At 75.1% G+C, this 18,719-nt stretch carries 14 protein-coding genes; 11 read left to right on the top strand and 3 right to left on the bottom strand.

The window, feature by feature from the left end:
- Window positions 1–12: 12 nt before the first annotated feature.
- Window positions 13–729, top strand: coding sequence for an SDR family NAD(P)-dependent oxidoreductase (locus tag AB0O91_RS06935; RefSeq protein WP_363428836.1), 717 nt, complete (start codon window positions 13–15; stop codon window positions 727–729).
- Window positions 726–1,013, top strand: coding sequence for a hypothetical protein (locus tag AB0O91_RS06940; RefSeq protein WP_363428700.1), 288 nt, complete (start codon window positions 726–728; stop codon window positions 1,011–1,013). The genes AB0O91_RS06935 and AB0O91_RS06940 overlap by 4 nt, the downstream gene beginning before the upstream one ends.
- A gap of 189 nt (window positions 1,014–1,202) precedes the next feature.
- On the opposite strand, the gene AB0O91_RS06945 is transcribed toward AB0O91_RS06940, so the two are convergent.
- A complete protein-coding gene (locus AB0O91_RS06945) occupies window positions 1,203–2,726 on the bottom strand; it encodes a DEAD/DEAH box helicase (protein ID WP_363428702.1) in 1,524 nt (507 codons plus the stop codon).
- A gap of 353 nt (window positions 2,727–3,079) precedes the next feature.
- A complete protein-coding gene (locus tag AB0O91_RS06950; RefSeq protein ID WP_045694210.1) occupies window positions 3,080–3,283 on the bottom strand; it encodes a cold-shock protein in 204 nt (67 codons plus the stop codon).
- Between the two features lie 379 nt (window positions 3,284–3,662).
- Between AB0O91_RS06950 and AB0O91_RS06955 the strand changes: the two genes are divergently transcribed.
- Together AB0O91_RS06955 and AB0O91_RS06960 are read left to right on the top strand one after the other, a co-directional pair.
- On the top strand, window positions 3,663–3,893 hold the full coding sequence (locus AB0O91_RS06955) for a hypothetical protein (RefSeq protein WP_363428704.1): 231 nt from the start codon (window positions 3,663–3,665) through the stop codon (window positions 3,891–3,893).
- Between the two features lie 99 nt (window positions 3,894–3,992).
- The gene (locus AB0O91_RS06960; RefSeq protein ID WP_363428706.1) at window positions 3,993–4,385 is read left to right on the top strand and encodes a hypothetical protein; all 393 of its coding nucleotides are present in this window, start codon (window positions 3,993–3,995) and stop codon (window positions 4,383–4,385) included.
- A 91-nt stretch (window positions 4,386–4,476) separates the two neighbouring features.
- Here AB0O91_RS06960 and AB0O91_RS06965 read toward each other — a convergent pair whose 3' ends face one another.
- Complete coding sequence (locus tag AB0O91_RS06965) at window positions 4,477–5,055, bottom strand: LuxR C-terminal-related transcriptional regulator (protein WP_363428708.1); 579 nt, start codon at window positions 5,053–5,055, stop codon at window positions 4,477–4,479.
- A gap of 935 nt (window positions 5,056–5,990) precedes the next feature.
- On the opposite strand from AB0O91_RS06965, the gene AB0O91_RS06970 reads away from it, so the two are divergent.
- The 7 genes from AB0O91_RS06970 (at window position 5,991) to AB0O91_RS07000 (ending at window position 18,701) form a co-directional block, all read left to right on the top strand.
- Complete coding sequence (locus AB0O91_RS06970; RefSeq protein WP_363428710.1) at window positions 5,991–7,409, top strand: glycosyltransferase; 1,419 nt, start codon at window positions 5,991–5,993, stop codon at window positions 7,407–7,409.
- Between the two features lie 97 nt (window positions 7,410–7,506).
- Complete coding sequence (locus AB0O91_RS06975; RefSeq protein WP_363428712.1) at window positions 7,507–8,565, top strand: DegT/DnrJ/EryC1/StrS family aminotransferase; 1,059 nt, start codon at window positions 7,507–7,509, stop codon at window positions 8,563–8,565.
- Window positions 8,566–8,679: 114 nt separating this feature from the next.
- Complete coding sequence (locus tag AB0O91_RS06980) at window positions 8,680–9,879, top strand: cytochrome P450 (protein ID WP_363428714.1); 1,200 nt, start codon at window positions 8,680–8,682, stop codon at window positions 9,877–9,879.
- A gap of 97 nt (window positions 9,880–9,976) precedes the next feature.
- Window positions 9,977–10,171, top strand: a complete 195-nt coding sequence (locus AB0O91_RS06985) for a ferredoxin (protein WP_363428716.1) — start codon at window positions 9,977–9,979, stop codon at window positions 10,169–10,171.
- Between the two features lie 127 nt (window positions 10,172–10,298).
- A complete protein-coding gene (locus AB0O91_RS06990; protein ID WP_363428718.1) occupies window positions 10,299–11,051 on the top strand; it encodes an alpha/beta fold hydrolase in 753 nt (250 codons plus the stop codon).
- A 57-nt stretch (window positions 11,052–11,108) separates the two neighbouring features.
- Window positions 11,109–13,382 carry an aminodeoxychorismate synthase component I gene (gene pabB / locus AB0O91_RS06995; protein WP_363428720.1) on the top strand — a complete coding sequence of 758 codons (2,274 nt, stop codon included), beginning with the start codon at window positions 11,109–11,111 and terminating at the stop codon, window positions 13,380–13,382.
- A 33-nt stretch (window positions 13,383–13,415) separates the two neighbouring features.
- A complete protein-coding gene (locus AB0O91_RS07000; protein ID WP_363428722.1) occupies window positions 13,416–18,701 on the top strand; it encodes a beta-ketoacyl synthase N-terminal-like domain-containing protein in 5,286 nt (1,761 codons plus the stop codon).
- Window positions 18,702–18,719 lie beyond the last annotated feature (18 nt).

The following is an 18,719-nucleotide window of genomic DNA, read 5'->3' on the forward strand; positions in this document are numbered from 1 at the left end:
AGACTCCTGGTGGTGGGGGCCACCGGAGTGATCGGCGGTGAGGTGGCGGCCGCCGCGGCCGCGCGCGGGGCCCGGGTGGCGGTGGCCGGGCGGAATCCCGTCCGGCTGGCCCGCGTGGCAGCGCGCGTGGGGGCGGGCCGGGGTGAGGCCTTCGACGCGTACGACCTGGAATCCTGCCGCGCTCTCGCGGCGCGGGCGGCCGATCGGACCGGCGGCGCCCTGGATGCGGTGCTCGTGGCCTCCGGTGCGGTCGCCTTCGGCCGTGCCGGGGAGGTGCCGCTCGCGGTCCAGGAGCATCTGATGACGGTGAACGCGTCGGCGCCGGTGGCCGTGCTCGAAGGTGCACTGGCCGTCGTCGGGCCCGGCGGCGCGATCGGCGCCCTGACCGGCGTCATCGTCGACCGCGACTTTCCGAGGACGGCCGCCTACCGGGCCTCCAAGGCGGCCCTGGCGGCCTGGCTCGACTCCGTCCGGGCCGAGCGCCGTCGTGATCGGGTCGGTGTTCTGGACGCGCGGCTGCCGCATCTGGACACCGGATTTGCCCAACGCTCCGTCTTCGGCACCGCGCCGGCGCTGCCGCCCGGTGCGGACCTGGCCGCCTGGGTCACGGCCGTGCTCGACGGCCTGCTGCGGGGTGACGCCGTCCTCGGACCCGAGGGCCCGGACTCCCGTCCTGTGCACCTGCCCGGCGGCCCACGGGCTGCCGGCCGGATCGGTGGCCTTCGATGACTGCCGCCCGCGCAGGGCAGGACGGGCCCGCCGATCTGGTGGACCTGATCTGCCGTGCGGTGGCGGCCGGCGACGGCCTCCTGGTGGAGGCGCTGCTGACGGTGCTGGAGGCGGTCGCCGACGCGGCCGTGCTGCAGCGGCTGAGCGAGGCGATGACCGCGGCGGCTTCGCCCGGCCGTCCCGGCCCGGGCGGTCCGCGCGCGGGCCCGGCTCAGGCCCGGACCGTCCAGGGGCCGCGGCCGTGCCGGCCTGCCGGAGGTCCCGCGCCGGGGCGCCGGACGTGAGGAGCGCCCGTCCCGGTGCCCGGGACCGCCCGGCCGGTCGTCGGCCGGGGCGGTGGCAGCGGGCGTCAGCCCGTCCTTCGCGGAGTGCTCGAACTCCGCCGACCCGGGCCGGCGGTCGCTCTCCAGCGAGCCACCTCACGGCCTGGAACACATCGGGTGCGGAGAGTCTCAGCCGCCCGACCGCCGCTGTCAGGGCCCGACCGGCGCTCCCGGCGTTCCCGCACCGCCCCTGCCGCGGCGGTCCGCGGAGCTCCGGTGGTCGCGGCCCCTGTCGGCGGTGCGGTCGGGCCGGCCGTAGCGGCCCCGGCCGGTGGCGGAGTTGCGCCGCGGCCGTTCGACGACCGGGTCGGCGACCGTGGTGGGGATGCCGGTGGGGGTGCGGGCGCCGGTGATGCGGGCCAGGTCCTCGTCGCCGGAGCGGACCTTGGTGGTGACGGGGGTGATCGCCGCCTTGGCCATCAGGCGGGTCATCTCGCGGCGCTGGGCGGGCAGCACCAGGGTGACGACGGTGCCGGACTCGCCGGCACGGGCGGTTCGCCCGCCCCGGTGGAGGTAGTCCTTGTAGTCGCCGGGCGGCTCGAGGTTGACGACGAGGTCCAGCCCGTCGACGTGGATGCCGCGGGCGGCGACGTTGGTCGCGACCAGCGCGGTCACCTCGCCGCTGCGGAACTGCTCCAGGGTGCGGGTGCGCTGGGGCTGGGCCTTGCCCCCGTGCAGGGCCGCGGCCTTCACCCCGTTCGCGAGCAGGACGTCCACCAGACGGTCCGCGCCGTGCTTGGTCCCGGTGAACATGATCACCCCGCCCTCGCGGGAGGCGATGTGGGCGATGGTGGCGTCCTTGTCGAAGGACTGCACCTGCAGGACGTGGTGCTCCATCGTGCTGACCGTCGCGGTCGCCGGGTCCACCGAGTGGGTGACCGGGTCGTGCAGGAACCGTCGCACCAGACGGTCCACGTTGCGGTCCAGGGTGGCGGAGAACAGCAGCGTCTGGCCGTCCGCTCCGACCTGCAGGAGCAGCTCGGTGACCTGGGGGAGGAAGCCCATGTCGGCCATCTGGTCGGCCTCGTCCAGCACCGTGACGCCGACCCGGTCCAGTTGGCAGTCGCCGCGCCGGATCAGGTCGGTCAACCGCCCCGGGGTGGCCACCACGACCTCCGCCCCGCGGTTCAGCATCCAGGCCTGACGGCTCATCGACGTCCCGCCCACCACGGTCACCATCCGCAGCCGCACGGCTTGGGCGAACGGCCTGAGCGCCTCGGAGACCTGCTGCGCCAGCTCGCGGGTCGGCACCAGCACCAGCGCCAGCGGGCGGCGCGGCTCGGCCCGCCGTCCGGCGGTGCGGGCCAGCACGGCGAGCCCGAACGCGAGGGTCTTGCCCGAGCCCGTCCGGCCGCGCCCGAGCACGTCACGGCCCACGAGCGCGTTCGGCAGCGTCACCGCCTGGATCGGGAACGGCGCCGTGACGCCCTGGCCGGCCAGGACGGGCAGCAGCGCCTCGGGCAGGCCCAGCTCCTCGAAGGACGTGACGGCCGGCAGCGTCGGAGTGGCGCTCGCGGGCACCACGAACTCGCCCTTCCCGGAGGGTGGTTGAGCGGTGTTCCGGCCGGCGGAGGGGCGGTCGGCGCGGACGGGAGCGCCGACGGGGCGGACGTCGTGGGCGCCGTCGGAGCAGCAGTGGCCCGTCCGGTGCGGGGAGCGGCTGGAGCGGTGCATACGGGATGCCTTTCCTCGGCGCGGCGCGTCACGAGGAGGACTCGGCCGGCGCTGGGTGCCGACGTAGACCGCAGGGGAACGGGCCGGGAGATGCGGTGGGCGGGGCGTGGACGGTGGAACCGTGCGGCACGTCGACCACCGGCTGGAGCCCACCGCGCGGAGCGGGAGCGGAGGACCACGGGCCGCGCGCCGTGCACCGCGGTCGGAGCGCCGATCCGGGCGCCGCGTCGTGCGTCTCACGGGGGCTGCGGTGGGGCCGTGGGGCCGGGTTGCGGCGTGATGCGATGCCGAGGGGCCCGCACTGCCGTGCAAGCAGTACGGGCCCCTCGCTGCCGGGCGGGTGCCGGGCGGTACTACAGCGGGCGAATGTTCTCGGCCTGCGGGCCCTTCTGGCCCTGCGTGACGTCGAACTCGACCTTCTGGCCCTCGAGCAGCTCACGGAAGCCGTTGGCGTTGATGTTCGAGTAGTGGGCGAAGACGTCCGGGCCGCCACCCTCCTGCTCGATGAAGCCGAAGCCCTTTTCCGAGTTGAACCACTTCACGGTGCCATTAGCCATAAAAAATCTCCTTCAAGGGGCTGTCCGAAGCGCGTGATCGCGGACTCCGGGTGCGCCGCATGGAGAACCCGCCCGGGGAAGAGCCGGGGGAACAAAAATGTGCCCGTATGATCAGACAGGGCACACAGAAAGTCCATGGGAACCACTACTGCAACTAGCTCGACTCTAGCAGGCCGGGGCCCCGAACGGCGGGCTCCTTCCCGCCCGGTCCCACCCGGGCCCGAACCCGCGGCAGCTCGACCGCACGCCGCTCACGGTGCCGGGCACGGCGCAGAACGGGCGTCCGAGACATCCGGAAAGCCGGGAGACCCGTGCGACCCGACATTCCCGTTCGGCGCGGGGGTGTCCATTTCGCGTTCCCCGGCGCACACTGGCGGCAATGACAAATTTCGCAGCACCTCGCCGCCCCCTGCCGACCAGCCCCTTCAAGAGTCGAACGCAGGCAGCACCACACAAGCACTTCGCCGTCGGCGACCGGGTCACCCACGACCGGTTCGGCCTCGGCCGGGTCATCGACGTCGAGGGCGAGGGTGCCATCGCCGCCCTCGTCGACTTCGGCACGCGCCAGGAACGCGTCACCCAGCCCTACGCCGCGATGTACAAGCTCTGATCACCGCCGCGCCGGGTCCTGGCCGACCGCAGGACCCGACGCGGTCCGTTCGAGGACTGACGTGCGCGACGGCCACGGCCCGAACTATCCTCTGGGGGCATGTCGAACCCTGATGCGCTGCTCGTCGAGATCGCCGCGATGGTGGAGTCCGAGCACAGCAACCAGATGCCCCTGACAGTCGTCGTACCGGGCGCGGTCATCACCGGACGTCTGGCCCCGGAGAGCCTGTGGCACGAGCGGGTCGCCGAAGTCCTCACCGCCTCCGACCACCTGAAGCCCTTCGCCGCGCTGTTCTCGTCGCCCACCGCCCACGTCGCCCACGCCACCGGAGGCGACGCCCCGCGCGCCGCCCGGCCCACCCATCTGCACCTGCACGTCGCCCGCATCCTGCAGGGCAGCTACGCCCTGCCGCACACCGGAGGCATGTACCGCATCGCCATCGCCGACATCAGCAGTTGGACGGTGGGCGACCTCAGCTACACCGACCAGTGACGCCCCGCCCGGGGCGGAACCCGCCCCGGGCAACGGCGGCGCTCCGGGCCGCCGGCGCGAACCGGCGGGCCCACCGGGAGCCCCGGTGCGGCTACTTGACGAAGCTCTCGACCACCTTGGGCGGCCAGACCCCGACCTTGAGCACGCCCATGGAGTAGGCCCGGGAGACCAGCGCGGCGCGGTTCGGGACCCGCAACTTCCGCAGCAGGCAGGTGACGTGGTACTCGACGCCCTGGCGGCTCAGGTAGAGCCGGGCGGCGAGCGGCACCGTGGAGACCCCGGCCGCTATGCCCTCGAGGATCCTGGCGTCGATCTCGCTGAGCAGCTTGTGCCGGCCCGCCACCACCTCCGACCCGCCCTGCCCCGGACGGCCGTCCGGCATCATGACCAGGATCGAGGACTCGTCGGGCAGCCCGCCGCGCACCATCACGGCGGTGAGCGGCACGGTGAAGGTCTCGTCGCCCGGCCCGACCGCGATGACGTCGGTGGCGAAGCGGTCGCGCCGCCCCTCGATCAGCCCGGAGAACTGGCGCAGCAGGGGCTGCTGGACGCTCGGGTGGACGAGTTCGCTGAAGGTCCGGCCGCAGAGGTCGGCCGAGGAGCGGCCGAACTGCCAGAAGAAGGCCTCGTTGGCCTGGCGGATGGTGAGGGCCCGGTCGAGTTGGGCCATGGTCAGACCGTCCTGACCGCTCGACCGCTGGTGCCGCGCCGCCGCGCCGCCGACGTGGTCCCGCTCGGGTGCGACGGTCCGGGCGGAAATCGGCTGGGCAGAATGGGAAATCACCACGGAAGTCGGTTCCCTTCGGGGCGGAAGTGCGGATGGATGGACGTTCGAAATATCCGGGCCGCCGCACGGGCGACCGCATCCGCACATGGAACTGTGTACGAATATCCAGGAATCGGCCGGTATTCCGGTGTCGGCCGGGACCGGAGCACTGCCGGTCGAATTCCTGAACGGGTGACGGGGAGGACCGGGAGGAATCCCGGCTCTCGGTGAACTGGTCGACGAGGACGGTGCGGTCGGCTCCTCCGCAGCTCAGCGGCGGCCGGGAAGGGTGTCGTCAGGCCCGGGGGGCCGGTTCAGCGGCGAAGGACCGCCACCGCCCGGCCTGCCCGGTGCGCGTCTACCGGGATCTCTCCGCCGCACTCCGGATCCCCGGTCGGCGGCCGGTGCCGGCGTTCCCGCTGCTGACGACACGACCTCCTGTACCTCCGGGGTGCGGAACGGATCGGAAATCCCGGCGCGGCCCGGGAGATCGGACCGCAAAAGCGGCTGACCGGGAATCAGCGTACCCGGGCAGGTTCGAGCAAGAATATATGGGACCCGTCAAGAAGCAGGCAAGTATCCGAACCATCCCGATCCAGAACGGGTTCGACTCGATCAATCGTCGGATCGGCGTTCGAACCCCCGGGGCCGAAGGGGGAATTGCTTGGCGAAAGCGCTGGAGTCTCTTTGCCCGTCATCCGCCGTCCAAAACGGGACACAAGCGGATGATCGGGCGCGGCTCCCGGTCAGGACCGGTCAGGACTAAGGAATTCCCGGAACCGGGCGTGGGACCAAGGTGGGGTGCAGTCCCAGCCACCACCCCGCCCCGAGGGAGTCCGATGAACGCCCCGCCCCGGCCGAGCAGCCCGCGACGGCCGATCCTGTTTGTCAGCCTCCCGGAGAGCGGCCTGCTGAACCCCCTGCTGGTGCTGGCGGGCGAGCTGGCCCGGCGGGGCGTGCCCGACCTCTGGTTCGCCACCGACGAGCCGCGGCGCGCCGAGGTGGCAGCGCTCGCCGACCGGTCGGCGGTGGAGTTCGCCTCCCTCGGCGACGTCTTCTCCGAGCTGTCGGCGGTCACCTGGAGCGACGACGTGTACCGGCAGGTGACCCAGGAGTCCCGCTTCAAGGCGCACCGCGCGGTGATCCGGCAGTCCTACCGGCCCGACCTCCAGGCCGAGAAGTTCCGCCGGCTCGCCGCCGTGGTGGACAAGTGCGACCCGGCCCTGATGGTGATCGACTGCGTCAGCGCCTTCGCCGTCGACCTGGCGCTCGCCCGGGGGATCCCCTTCGTGCTGAGCGTGCCGTTCCTGCCCAGCAACGTGCTGACCTCGCACAGCCCGTTCGGGCCCTCGTACACCCCGAAGGACTTCCCCGTCCCGCACTCGGGCCTGCCCTACCCGATGTCCGCCGGGCAGCGGCTGCGCAACCGGCTCTTCAAGCTCCGCACGCTCGCGCTCTTCCTCAACCCGGCCATGGGCCGGGTGCTCTCCGAGGACGCCCGGCTTCGCAAGGAGCTCGGCCTGCCGAAGCCCAGCCCGATGACCCGGATCGACCGTGCGGAGCTGGTGCTCTGCAACTCCGTGCCGGAGCTGGACTACCCGTTCCCGCTGCCGGGCAAGGTCCGGCTGGTCGGGGCGATGGTGCCGCCGCTGCCGGAGTCCACGCCCGCCGACGACGGGACGGGCGTGATGGACTGGCTGGACGCCCAGTCCTCGGTGGTCTACATGGGCTTCGGCACGATCACCCGGCTGACCGGGTGGCAGGTCCGCGACCTGGTGGAGGTCGCCCGCCGGCTGGACGGCCGGCACCAGGTGCTGTGGCGGCTGCCGGCCGAGCAGCAGCACCTGCTGCCGCCGCGCGAAGAACTGCCCGGCAACCTGCGGGTCGAGAGCTGGCTGCCGTCCCAACTGGACGTGCTGGCGCACCCCAACGTCGACCTGTTCTTCACCCACGGCGGCGGCAACGGCTTCCACGAGGGCGTCTACTTCGGGAAGCCGCTGGTGGTCCGGCCGTTGTGGGTGGACTGCTACGACCAGGCGGTGCGCGGGCGGGACTTCGGGATCAGCCTGACCCTCGACCGGCCGCGCGAGCTCGACCCCGCCGACGTCGTGGACAAGCTCACCCGGGTGCTCGGCGACCGCTCCTACCGGGAGCGCGCCGAACGCATCGGCACCGCGCAGCGCGCGGCGGGCGGCCGGGCCGCCGCCGCCGACCTGCTGCTCGGCCTGCCGGCCCTGGCCCGACCGGCCGTGGCCTGACCCGCCCCGCCCTGCCCTGCCATTGGCGCGACCACGGCCACGGCCGGAGCGCCGAGGCCCCCACGTCGCCGCACCTCTCCGCCCGGAGTGAGGACCCATGCCCTTCACCATCCCCGTCTCCCGCCCCAGCCTCGACGGACGGGAGCTGGAGTACGTCACCCGCACCGTCGAGGCCGGGTGGATCTCGTCCCAGGGACCGTACGTCCGCCGGTTCGAGGAGGCCTTCGCCGACCACCACGGCTCCGCCCACGGCGTCGCCTGCTCCTCGGGCACCGCCGCGCTCACCCTGGCGCTGCGCGCGCTCGGCGTGGGCCCGGGGGACGAGGTGATCGTGCCGGAGTTCACCATGATCGCCTCGGCCTGGGCGGTGACCTACACCGGCGCCACCCCGGTCTTCGTCGACTGCGCGGACGACCTGAACATCGACGTCGCCCGGATCGAGGAGCGGATCACCCCGCGCACCAAGGTGATCATGCCGGTGCACATCTACGGCCGCCGCTGCGACATGGCCGCGATCACGGACCTCGCCCACCAGTACAACCTGCGGGTGGTCGAGGACTCGGCCGAGGCCCACGGCGTCCGCCCGGTCGGCGACATCGCCTGCTTCTCGCTGTTCGCCAACAAGATCGTCACCGCCGGGGAGGGCGGCATCTGCCTCACCGACGACCCCCGCCTGGCCGGCCAACTGGCCCACCTGCGGGCCATGGCGTTCACCACCGACCACAGCTTCCTGCACAAGAAGCTCGCCTACAACTTCCGGATGACGGCGATGCAGGCCGCCGTCGCACTCGCCCAGACCGAGCGGCTGGACGAGATCCTCGCCGCCCGCCGCGAGATCGAGCGCCGCTACGACCAGGGCCTCAAGGACGTCCCCGGACTCACCCTGCTGCCGCCCCGGGACGTGCTCTGGATGTACGACCTGCGGACCGAACGCCGCACCGAGCTGCGCGAGTTCCTGGCCGCCGAGGGCATCGAGACCCGGCTGTTCTTCCAGCCGATGAGCCGCCAGCCCGGCTACCTCGACCCGGCCTGGCCCGGCCTCAACGCCAGCCGGTTCGCCGCCGACGGGCTCTACCTGCCCACCTACACCGACCTGACCCCGGCCGACCAGGACCGGGTGATCGACCGGGTCCGCGCCTTCCACGGCGCGTCCTGAACCGCACGCCGTACGCCGCTCGCCCGCACGCCGGAGGCCGCACGCCCGTGCATCCGCACCGGACCGGGACGTCCGGGACCCGCACCGCCCCCGCCCCGAGGGAGACCCGACGACATGACGAGCACCGGACCGCAGGGGACGGACGCCGGCCCGCCGGTGGTCGACTTCCCGCTGCGCCGCCCCGGCGAGGCCTTCCCGCCGCCCCGCTACCAGGACTACCGTGCCCGGCCCGGCCTGGTGGTGTGCCACCTGCCGAACGGCAACCGGGTCTGGCTGGTGACCCGGCACGAGGACGTCCGGGCCGTGCTGACCGACCGCCGGATCAGCTCCAACCCCGACCACCCCGGGTTCCCCACCATCAGCCAGACCATGGGCGTGCCCCGCCAGGAGCAGATCCCCGGCTGGTTCGTCGGCCTGGACTCGCCCGAGCACGACCGCTTCCGCAAGGCGCTGATCCCCGAGTTCACCGTCCGCCGGATCCGGGAGCTGCGCCCGGCGGTCGAGCAGACCGTCGACCGGTGCATCGACGCCCTGCTGGCCGCCGGCCCCGAGGCCGACCTGGTCGCCGACTTCGCCCTGCCCGTCCCCTCCCTGGTGATCTCCGCGCTGCTCGGCGTCCCGCCGGTGGACCGGGACTTCTTCGAGTCCCGCACCCGCACCCTGGTCGCCATCCGCTCCTCGACCGACCAGCAGCGCGACACCGCCTCCCGCGAACTGCTGCGCTACATCAACCGGTTGGTCGCCATCAAGCAGCAGTGGCCGGGCGACGACCTGATCAGCCGGCTGCTGGCGACCGGCGCGATCGAGCCCCGGGAGCTGTCCGGGGTGCTGATGCTGCTGCTCATCGCCGGCCACGAGACCACCGCCAACAACATCGCGCTCGGCGTGGTGACCCTGCTCGCCCACCCCGAGTGGATCGGCGACGACCGGGTGGTCGAGGAGACCCTGCGCTTCCACTCGGTGGCTGACCTGGTCTCGCTGCGGGTCGCCGTCGAGGACGTCGAGATCGCCGGCCAGCCGGTCCGGGCCGGGGAGGGGATCGTGGCCCTGGTGGCCGCCGCCAACCACGACGACCGGGCCTTCGCCTGCCCGCACGCCTTCGACCCGGCCCGGACCGAGCGCCACCACGTGGCCTTCGGCTACGGCGTCCACCAGTGCCTGGGCCAGAACCTGGTCCGGGTCGAGATGGAGATCGCCTACCGCCGGCTCTTCGAACGCCTCCCCGGCCTGCGGCTGGCGGTGCCGGCCGAGGAACTCCCGTACAAGTACGACGGCGTGCTGTGCGGCCTGCACGCGCTGCCGGTCCGCTGGTGACCACCACGGCCGCCACCACGGCCGCCACCGCGGCCGCCACCGCGCGGTGACCCGTCCGGCGGCGACCCCCGACGAACCCTCCCCAGGAGAACCGACCATGCGCCTCACCGTCGACACCGGCCGCTGCGTGGGCGCCGGCCAGTGCGTGCTGAACGCCCCCGAGGTGTTCGACCAGGACCACGACGGCGTGGTCCTGGTCCACGACCCGGCCGCCGCCGCGGCCGACCCGGAGGGCGTCGCCCTGGCCGCCACGCTCTGCCCGTCCGCCGCGATCACCGTGCACCGGGACTGAACCGTCCGGACCGACCGCTCCCCCGCTTCCGTCACCGACCCCTTCCGTCACCGACCCCGACACCGTCACCGACCCCGACACCGTCACCGACCCTGCCCCCGACCCCGCCTGCGAGAGGACCCACCCCATGACCAGTTCCAGCACCCGGTGGCTGCGCCGCTTCCATCCGGCGGACGGCCGGGCGGTGCGCCTCGTCTGCTTCCCGCACGCCGGCGGATCCGCCAGCTACTACCACCCGGTCTCCGCCGCCCTGGCCGCCGACACCGAGGTGATCGCGCTGCAGTACCCGGGCCGCCAGGACCGCCGCACCGAACCCTGCGTCGACTCCATCGCCGTCCTGGCCGACCGGATCACCGACGAACTGCTCACCCTGGACGACCGGCCGACCCTCTACTTCGGCCACAGCATGGGGGCCGTCCTCGCCTTCGAGACCGCCTGGCGGCTGGAGCACAAGGGCAGCGGCCAGGCCCCGCGCGGCATCGTCGCCTCCGGCCGCCGGGCGCCCTCCACCAGCCGCGCCGAGACCGTCCACCAACGGGACGACGAGGGCGTGCTGGCCGAACTGCGGCTGCTCGACGGCAGCGACGCCCGGGCCCTGGCCGACGAGGAGATCCTGCGGATGGCGATGCCCGCGATCCGCGCCGACTACCGCGCCGTCGAGCGCTACACCTGCGAGCCGGGCCGGGTGCTGCGGTGCCCGATCACCGCGCTCACCGGCGACGCCGACCCGCGCACCACCCTCGCCGAGGCCGAGGCCTGGCAGGACCACACCACCGGCGGCTTCCGACTCGAGGTCCTCCCCGGAGGCCACTTCTTCCTGGCCGAGCAGCAGGCAGCGGTCCTGCGGGAGATCACCACCGAGCTCGCCGGGCTCCGCTGACCAACCGCCCGCCGGACCGCGCCCCCGCGGGCGGCACCGGCAGGACAAGGACCCCTGATGCGCACTCTCCTGGTCGACAACTACGACTCCTTCACCTACAACCTCTTCCACTACCTCGCCGAAGTCACCGGCCGGGAGCCGGAGGTGATCCGCAACGACGACCCGTCCTGGCGGCCCGAACTGCTCGACGGCTTCGACGCCGTCGTCCTCTCCCCCGGGCCCGGCACCCCGCACAACCCCGCCGACGTCGGCCACTGCGCCGCGATCGCCCGCGACGGGTGCCTGCCCGTGCTCGGCGTCTGCCTCGGCCACCAGGGCCTGGCCCTGGTCCACGGCGCCGCCGTCGGCCGGGCGCCCGCCCCCCGGCACGGCCGCACCTCGGCCGTCCGGCACACCGGCACCGGGCTGTTCCGCCGGCTGCCCAATCCGCTGGAGGTCGTCCGCTACCACTCGCTGGCCGTCACCGCGCTCGCCCCCGGGCTGGACCCGGTCGCCTGGGCCACCGACGACGGCGTGGTGATGGCCCTCCAGCACCATGAACTCCCCCTGTGGGGAGTTCAGTTCCACCCCGAGTCGATCGGGACCGAGGCCGGCCACCACCTGCTCGCGAACTTCCGCGACCTCGCCGAGGACTTCAACCGGACGCACCGGCCCGGCCCCCGGCCCGGCCCCCGGCGGACCCCCGGCCCCGCCCGCACTCCGGGCGGTCCCGGCACTCCGCCCGCACCCGCCGTACGGCAGCTGACCGTGCTCAGCCGGACGGTCGACGACACCCGGTGGGACGCCGAGGCCGTCTTCGACCGGCTCTTCCGCACCGGCGACCACCCGTTCTGGCTGGACAGCAGCCTCCCCGGCGGACCGCACGGCCGGACCTCCGTCCTGGGCGACGCCTCCGGCCCGCTCGCCCGGGTCGCCACCGCCGACGTCACCCGGGGCACCGTGACGGTGCGCTCCGGCGACACCGTCGAGACGGTGCACGGCGCCTTCCTGGACTGGCTCGACGCGGACCTGCGCACGCTGCGCACCGAGACACCCGAGCTGCCCTTCGACTTCGCGCTGGGCTGGGTCGGCTGCCTGGGCTACGAGCTGAAGGCCGAGTGCGGCGGCGAGCCCGCCCACCGCTCGCCCGACCCGGACGCGGTCATGGTGTTCGCCGACCGGGCGGTGGTCCTCGACCACGGCACCGGCACCGTCCATCTGCTCGCCCTGGCCGAGGACGGCCGGAGCGAACCGGCCGTCAGCTGGCTGGACCGGACCGCCGCCGTCCTGGCCGGCCCGGCCCCCGCCCTCGCCGACCCCGCCCCGGTCCGCCCCGGCGACCCCGTCCCGCTGCGGCTGCGCCACCGCCGCCGGTCCTACCTCAAGCTCATCGACGCCTGCCAGGACGAGATCGCCGCGGGCGAGACCTACGAGGTCTGCCTCACCAACATGATCGACGGCCCCGCCGTCCTCGACCCCTGGCAGGCCTACCGGAGGCTGCGCCGGATCAGCCCGGCCCCCTTCGCCGCCTTCCTCGACTTCGACGGGCTGTCCGTGCTCAGCTCCTCCCCCGAACGCTTCCTGCGGATCGGCGCCGACGGGCTGATGGAGTCCAAGCCGATCAAGGGCACCCGGCCGCGCGGCGCCACCCCGGTCGAGGACACCCTGCTGCTCGCCGACCTGGCGGCCAGCGAGAAGGACCGCGCCGAGAACCTGATGGTCGTCGACCTCGTCCGGCACGACCTCGGCAGCTGCGCCGAGACCGGATCCGTGGTCGCCGAGCCGCTGTTCGACGTCGAGACCTACGCCACCGTCCACCAGCTCGTCAGCACCGTCCGGGCCCGGCTGCGGCCCGGGCGCAGCGCGGTCGACGGCGTCCGCGCGGCCTTCCCCGGCGGCTCGATGACGGGCACGCCCAAGATCCGCACCATGCGGATCATCGACCGGCTGGAGAACGGCCCGCGCGGGATCTACTCCGGTGCGATCGGCTACTTCTCGCTGACCGGCGCCGCCGACCTGAGCATCGTGATCCGCACCGCCGTGCTCAGCGGGGGGCGGCTGCGGTACGGGGTCGGCGGCGCGATCATCGCCCTGTCCGACGCCGAGGCCGAGTTCGAGGAGACCGTGGTGAAGGCCCGGCCGCTGCTGGCGCTGCTGGGCGTCGCGTTCCCCGGGCAGCAGCCGTCCGGCCGGCCGCGGGCGCGCCGCGGCTCCGGGGGCTCCGGGGGCTCTGCGGTCGCGGCCGGGGCCGGGACCGCGCCCGAGGCCGGACCCGCCGCCACCACGGCCGGGGCCGACTCCGGTTCCGGCGGCAGCTCTAGGGCTTTCCCGGCGGCGTCCGGCCGAGGATGACAGCCGCAGCCGCCACCGACCCCGGGAGTGAAGGTGTCCGTCCACAGCGATGACTACGCGATCGATCCGGCCGCCGGGGCTCCCGGGGCGCTGGGCGGGCACACCCTGCCCGGGGTGTTCGCCGCGGCCGTGCGCCGCGCGCCGGACGCCGTCGCCCTGGTGGACGGCGAACGCGAACTGACCTGGCGCCAGTGGCGGGCCGAGGTGTCCGCGCTGGCCCGGGCGCTCCAGGAGCTGGGCACCGGCCCGGGCGACGTGGTCGCGGTCCAGCTGCCCAACTGCTGGGAGTACCAGACCGCGCACCTGGCCGTGGCCGTGATCGGCGCGGTGCTGCTGCCGGTGCACGCCGGATACGGGGCCGCCGACGTCCGGGCGTTGCTGGAACGGGTGGACCCGTCCGCCGTCCTGCTCGCGCCGGAGGCCGCGGACACCGCCGCGGCGCTGGCGGCGGCCGTGCCCTCGCTGCGGGCCGTGCTGATCGCGGGGGACCCGGACGAACTGCCGCCGACCGGGGACCTTTCGCCGGAACGGGCGCCGGTCCGCTCACCGGGACAGGCGCCCGTCCGCTCCCTGGCCCGGGCGATGGCCGAGCAGGCCGGGCGGGAACCGCACCCGGTCGAGGTCACGCCGGACCACCCGTTGGTCCTGGTCCCCTCCTCCGGCACCACCTCGGCCCGGCCCAAGATCTGCCTGCACAGCCACGACGGGCTGCTCTCCAACACCGCCCCCGTCGCCGAGGAGGGCGGGGCGGCCTTCGCCGGGGCGATCCTGACCGCCTGCCCGCTCACCCACCTGTTCGGCCTGCAGTCGCTGCACACCGCGCTGTTCCGGGCCTGTCGACAGGTCCTGCTGCGCAGTTGGGACCCGGAGCGGTTCCTCGCCCTGGCCCGGCGCACCGCGCCGAGCGCGGTCTTCGCCGTCCCGGCGCAGCTGCACGACGTCCTGGCCGCGCTGGCCCGCAGCGGCCGGCCGGCCGGCTTCCGGCCGCAGCAGGTGCGCACCGCCGGGGCGGCGGTCCCGGCCGCGCTGGCCGCCGACGTCCGGGCGGCGCTCGGCGGTGACCTGGTGATCGTCTGGGGCATGTCCGAGCTCGGCACCGGCACCCGGACCCGGCCGGCCGACCCGGTCGCGCCGCGCGACGTCGGGCGGCCCACCCCCGGCGCACGGGTCCGGATCGTCGGCCCGGACGGCCGGGAACTGCCGGCCGGCCGGACCGGCGAACTCCAGTACCGCAGCCCGAGCATGTTCCGCGGCTACCACCGGGAGCCCGAGCTGACCCGCGCGGCGGTCACCGCGGACGGCTGGCTGCGCACCGGCGACCGGGCGAGCCTGTCCCCGGACGGACGGCTCTCCTTCCACGGCCGGTCGGCGGAGCTGATCAACGTGGGCGGGCGGAAGTTCGACGCCACCGAGGTCCAGGAGCTGCTGGCCGCCCTGCCGGGCATCGGGCCGCTGGCCGTGGTCGCCCTGCCGGACGAGCGGCTCGGCGAGATCCCGTGCCTGGTGCTCACCCGCCGGGCCGCCCCGGGGATCGGCCTGCGGGCGGTGACCGGCTTCCTGCACGGGTGCGGGGTCGCCGACTACAAGATCCCGCTGGAGCTGGTCACCGTCGACGAGCTGCCGCGCACCCCGGCCGGGAAGCTCCACCGGCGGGCGTTGGAGGAGTCGGTGGCGCGGCTGGTGGCGACACCGGTGCCGCCGTCGATGCCGCGGAAGGGGGCCGGGGACGCGCGGCCGGACACCGGTCCCGGCGCAGCGGTGGAGCTGGGCTACGGCGAGGCGCTCGACCTCGTCCGCAGCTGCGCGGCCGAGGTGACGGGCCGCGGCCCGGCCGACGAACCGATCGACCCCGGCACCGCGTTCCGCGCGTACGGGCTGGACTCGGTGCGCACCATCCGGCTGCGCAACCTGCTGGTGGAGGCCACCGGCCGGCTGCTGCCGGTCAGCCTGGGCTTCGACCACCCCACCCCCGCCGCCGTCGCCCTGCTGCTGTCGGGCACGGCCCCCGAGCGGGCGGCGGAGCCGCCGGGCGCGGCCTCCGACGAGCCGGTGGCGATCGTCGGCATGGCCTGCCGGCTGCCCGGCGGCATCGGCTCCCCCGACGAGCTGTGGGCGCTGCTCGCCCGGGGCGCCCACACCGACTCGGCCTTCCCCGGCGACCGCGGCTGGGACCTCGACACCCTGTTCCACGACGACCCGGACCACCCCGGCACGAGCTACGTCCGCCGCGGCGGCTTCCTGGACGGCGCCGGGCGGTTCGACGCCGCCTTCTTCGGCTTCTCGCCGCGCGAGGCGCTGGCCGCCGACCCGCAGCAGCGGCTGCTGCTGGAGACGGCCTGGGAGGCACTGGAGCGGGCCGGCATCGACCCGACCGGGCTGCGCGGCAGCCGGACCGGGGTGTTCACCGGCGCGATGTACCACGACTACGGCACGGGCGCCCCGGCGGAGTTGGAGGGGCTGCTCGGGATCGGCACCGCGGGCAGCGCGCTGGCCGGGCGGATCTCGTACGCCCTCGGGCTGGAGGGCCCGGCGCTGACGGTCGACACCGCGTGCTCCTCCTCGCTCGTCGCGCTGCACCTCGCCTGCCGCTCGCTGCGCTCGGGCGAGTCCGCGCTCGCGCTGGCCGGCGGCGTCGCGGTGATGGCCACCCCGGCCCCGTTCACCGAGTTCTCCCGGCTGCGCGGGCTCTCCCCCGACGGCCGCTGCAAGTCCTTCTCGGACGACGCCGACGGCGCCGCCTGGGCGGAGGGCGTCGGCCTGCTGGTGCTGGAACGCCTCGGCGACGCCCGGCGCCACGGGCACCCGGTGCTCGCCCTGGTGCGCGGCTCCGCGGTGAACCAGGACGGCGCCTCGAACGGCATCACCGCGCCCAACGGCCCCGCCCAGCAGCGGGTGCTCCGGCACGCGCTGGCCGACGCCGGGCTCGCCCCCGGCGACCTGGACGCCGTCGAGGCGCACGGCACCGGGACGGCGCTGGGCGACCCGATCGAGGCCCAGGCGCTGCTCGCCGTCCACGACGGCGCGCGCCCGGCGGGGCGGCCGCTGTGGCTGGGGTCCGTGAAGTCCAACCTCGGGCACGCCCAGGCGGCGGCCGGGGTGGCCGGGGTGATCAAGACGGTGCAGGCGCTACGGCACGGCGTCCTGCCGAGGACGCTGCACGTCACCGAGCCGACCACCCGGGTGGACTGGTCCTCCGGCGCGGTCCGGCTGCTGACCGGGGACCGGCCGTGGCCCCGGGCGGCCGACCGGGTGCGGCGGGCCGGGGTGTCCTCGTTCGGGATCAGCGGGACCAACGCCCACGTCGTGCTGGAGGAGGCGCCGTCCGAATGCGGGGACGGCGAACCGCTCCGCGCCCGGCCGCACCGCGCCGGACCGCACCTCGCCGGGCAGGGCGGCGGCGGGCAGGATGGCGCCGGGCAGAGCAGGGGCGGGCAGAGCAGCGGCGGGCAGGGCGGCGGCGGCCCGGTGCCGCTGGTGCTCTCCGCCCGGGGCGAGCCGGCCCTGCGGGAGCAGGCCGGGCGGCTGGCCGCCCACCTCGCCGCGCACCCCGGGCACACCCTGCCGGACGTCGCCCACGCGCTGGCCACCACCCGTACCGTCCACCGGGACCGGGCCCTGCTGGTCGGCGCCGACCGGGCCGAACTCGTCGACGCGCTAGGGCGGTTCGCCGCCGGGGAGACCGGCCCGGTGATCCCGGCGACGGGCCGGCGGGACGGCGGCGGCCGGCTCGCCCTCCTGTTCGCCGGGCAGGGCAGCCAGCGGCCCGGCATGGGCCGGGAGCTCTCCGCCGCCTTCCCCCGGTTCGCCGCCGTGCTGGACGAGGTGTGCGCCGTGCTCGACCCGCTGCTCCCCCGGCCGCTGCGGCCGGTGCTGTGGGACGGTCCGGAGGCGCTCGACCGGACGGAGTTCGCCCAGCCCGCACTGTTCGCCCACGAGGTCGCCCTGTACCGGCTGTTGGAGTCCTGGGGCGTCCGGCCCGACCTGCTGGCCGGGCACTCGGTCGGCGAGATCGCCGCCGCGCACGCGGCCGGGGTGCTGACGCTGCCGGACGCCTGCGCGCTGGTCGCCGCCCGGGGGCGGCTGATGCAGTCCCTCCCGGCCGGGGGCGCGATGCTCGCCGTCCGCGCCACCGAGGACGAAGTCCGGCCGCTGCTCGGCGAGTTCGTGGCACTCGCGGCGGTGAACGGGCCGTCGTCCGTGGTCGTCTCGGGCGCCGCGGCCGCCGTCGCGGCGGTCGAGGCGCACTTCGCGGACCGGCGGACCACCCGGCTCCGGGTCTCGCACGCCTTCCACTCCCCGCTGCTGGAACCGGTGCTGGCCGAGTTCCGCGACGTGGTCGCGGGCCTCGCCCTCGCCGCGCCCGCCCTGCCCCTGGTCTCCGGGGTCACCGGCCGCCCGCTGACCCCCGACCAGGCCCGCGACCCCGACCACTGGGTCCGGCAGGCCCGCGAACCGGTCCGGTTCCAGGACGCCGTCCAGCGGCTGCGCGCGGAACGCGTCGACGCCTACCTCGAACTCGGACCGGCCGCCGCCCTCGCGCCGATGGTCACCGAGTGCCTGGCCGCCCCTGGTGCGGGCCCGGGCCCGGGGGCCGCGGCCGCCGCCGTCCTGACGGCCGGTGCCGCGGCGCAGGCCGACGAGACCCGGGCGCTGCTCGCCGCCGTCGGACGCCTCCACCTGCACGGCGTGCCGGTGGACTGGGACGCCGTGCTGCCCGGCGCCCGGCCGGCGCCCCTGCCGACGTACCCGTTCCAGCGGCAGACGTACTGGCTCGCGGCCGCCACGCCACCGCCCGCCGCTCCGGTGTCGGTACCGGAATTGGAGCCGGTGCCGCCGCCGGAGCCGGCGGAGCGGGAGGCCGCGCTGCGCCGGCTCGTCCTGGCCGAGACCGCGGAGGTGCTCGGCCGCGCCCCCGCCGAGTTGGACCCCGCCCGGCCGTTCGCCGCCCTCGGCGTCACCTCCGTCAAGGCGATCGAACTGCGCGAGCGGATCGCCGCCGCCACCGGCACCGCACTCCCGGCCACCCTGGTCTTCGACCACCCGTCCCCGGACGCCGTGGTCCGCGTCCTCGGCGGCCGCCGCGACCGGGGCACCGGACGAGGTCGCACGGCGGCCGAACTGCTCGACCTGCTCGACGAGTTGATCACCACCGGCGCGCCCCTCGACCCGGCCGACGCCGCCCGGCTGCGCGCCCTCGCCCGCCGCTGCGCCCCGCCCGGCGACTCCCGCTCCGGCGCGGGAGTGAGCGCCGGTGCCGGTGCCGACCTCGGCGCCGCCACCGACGAGGAACTGTTCCGCCTGATGGACGCCCTGGACTGACGCGCCGCCGCCGGGCAC

Origin of the sequence: Kitasatospora sp. NPDC089797 (assembly GCF_040684795.1) — a bacterium.
In the GTDB taxonomy this organism is placed as follows: domain Bacteria; phylum Actinomycetota; class Actinomycetes; order Streptomycetales; family Streptomycetaceae; genus Kitasatospora.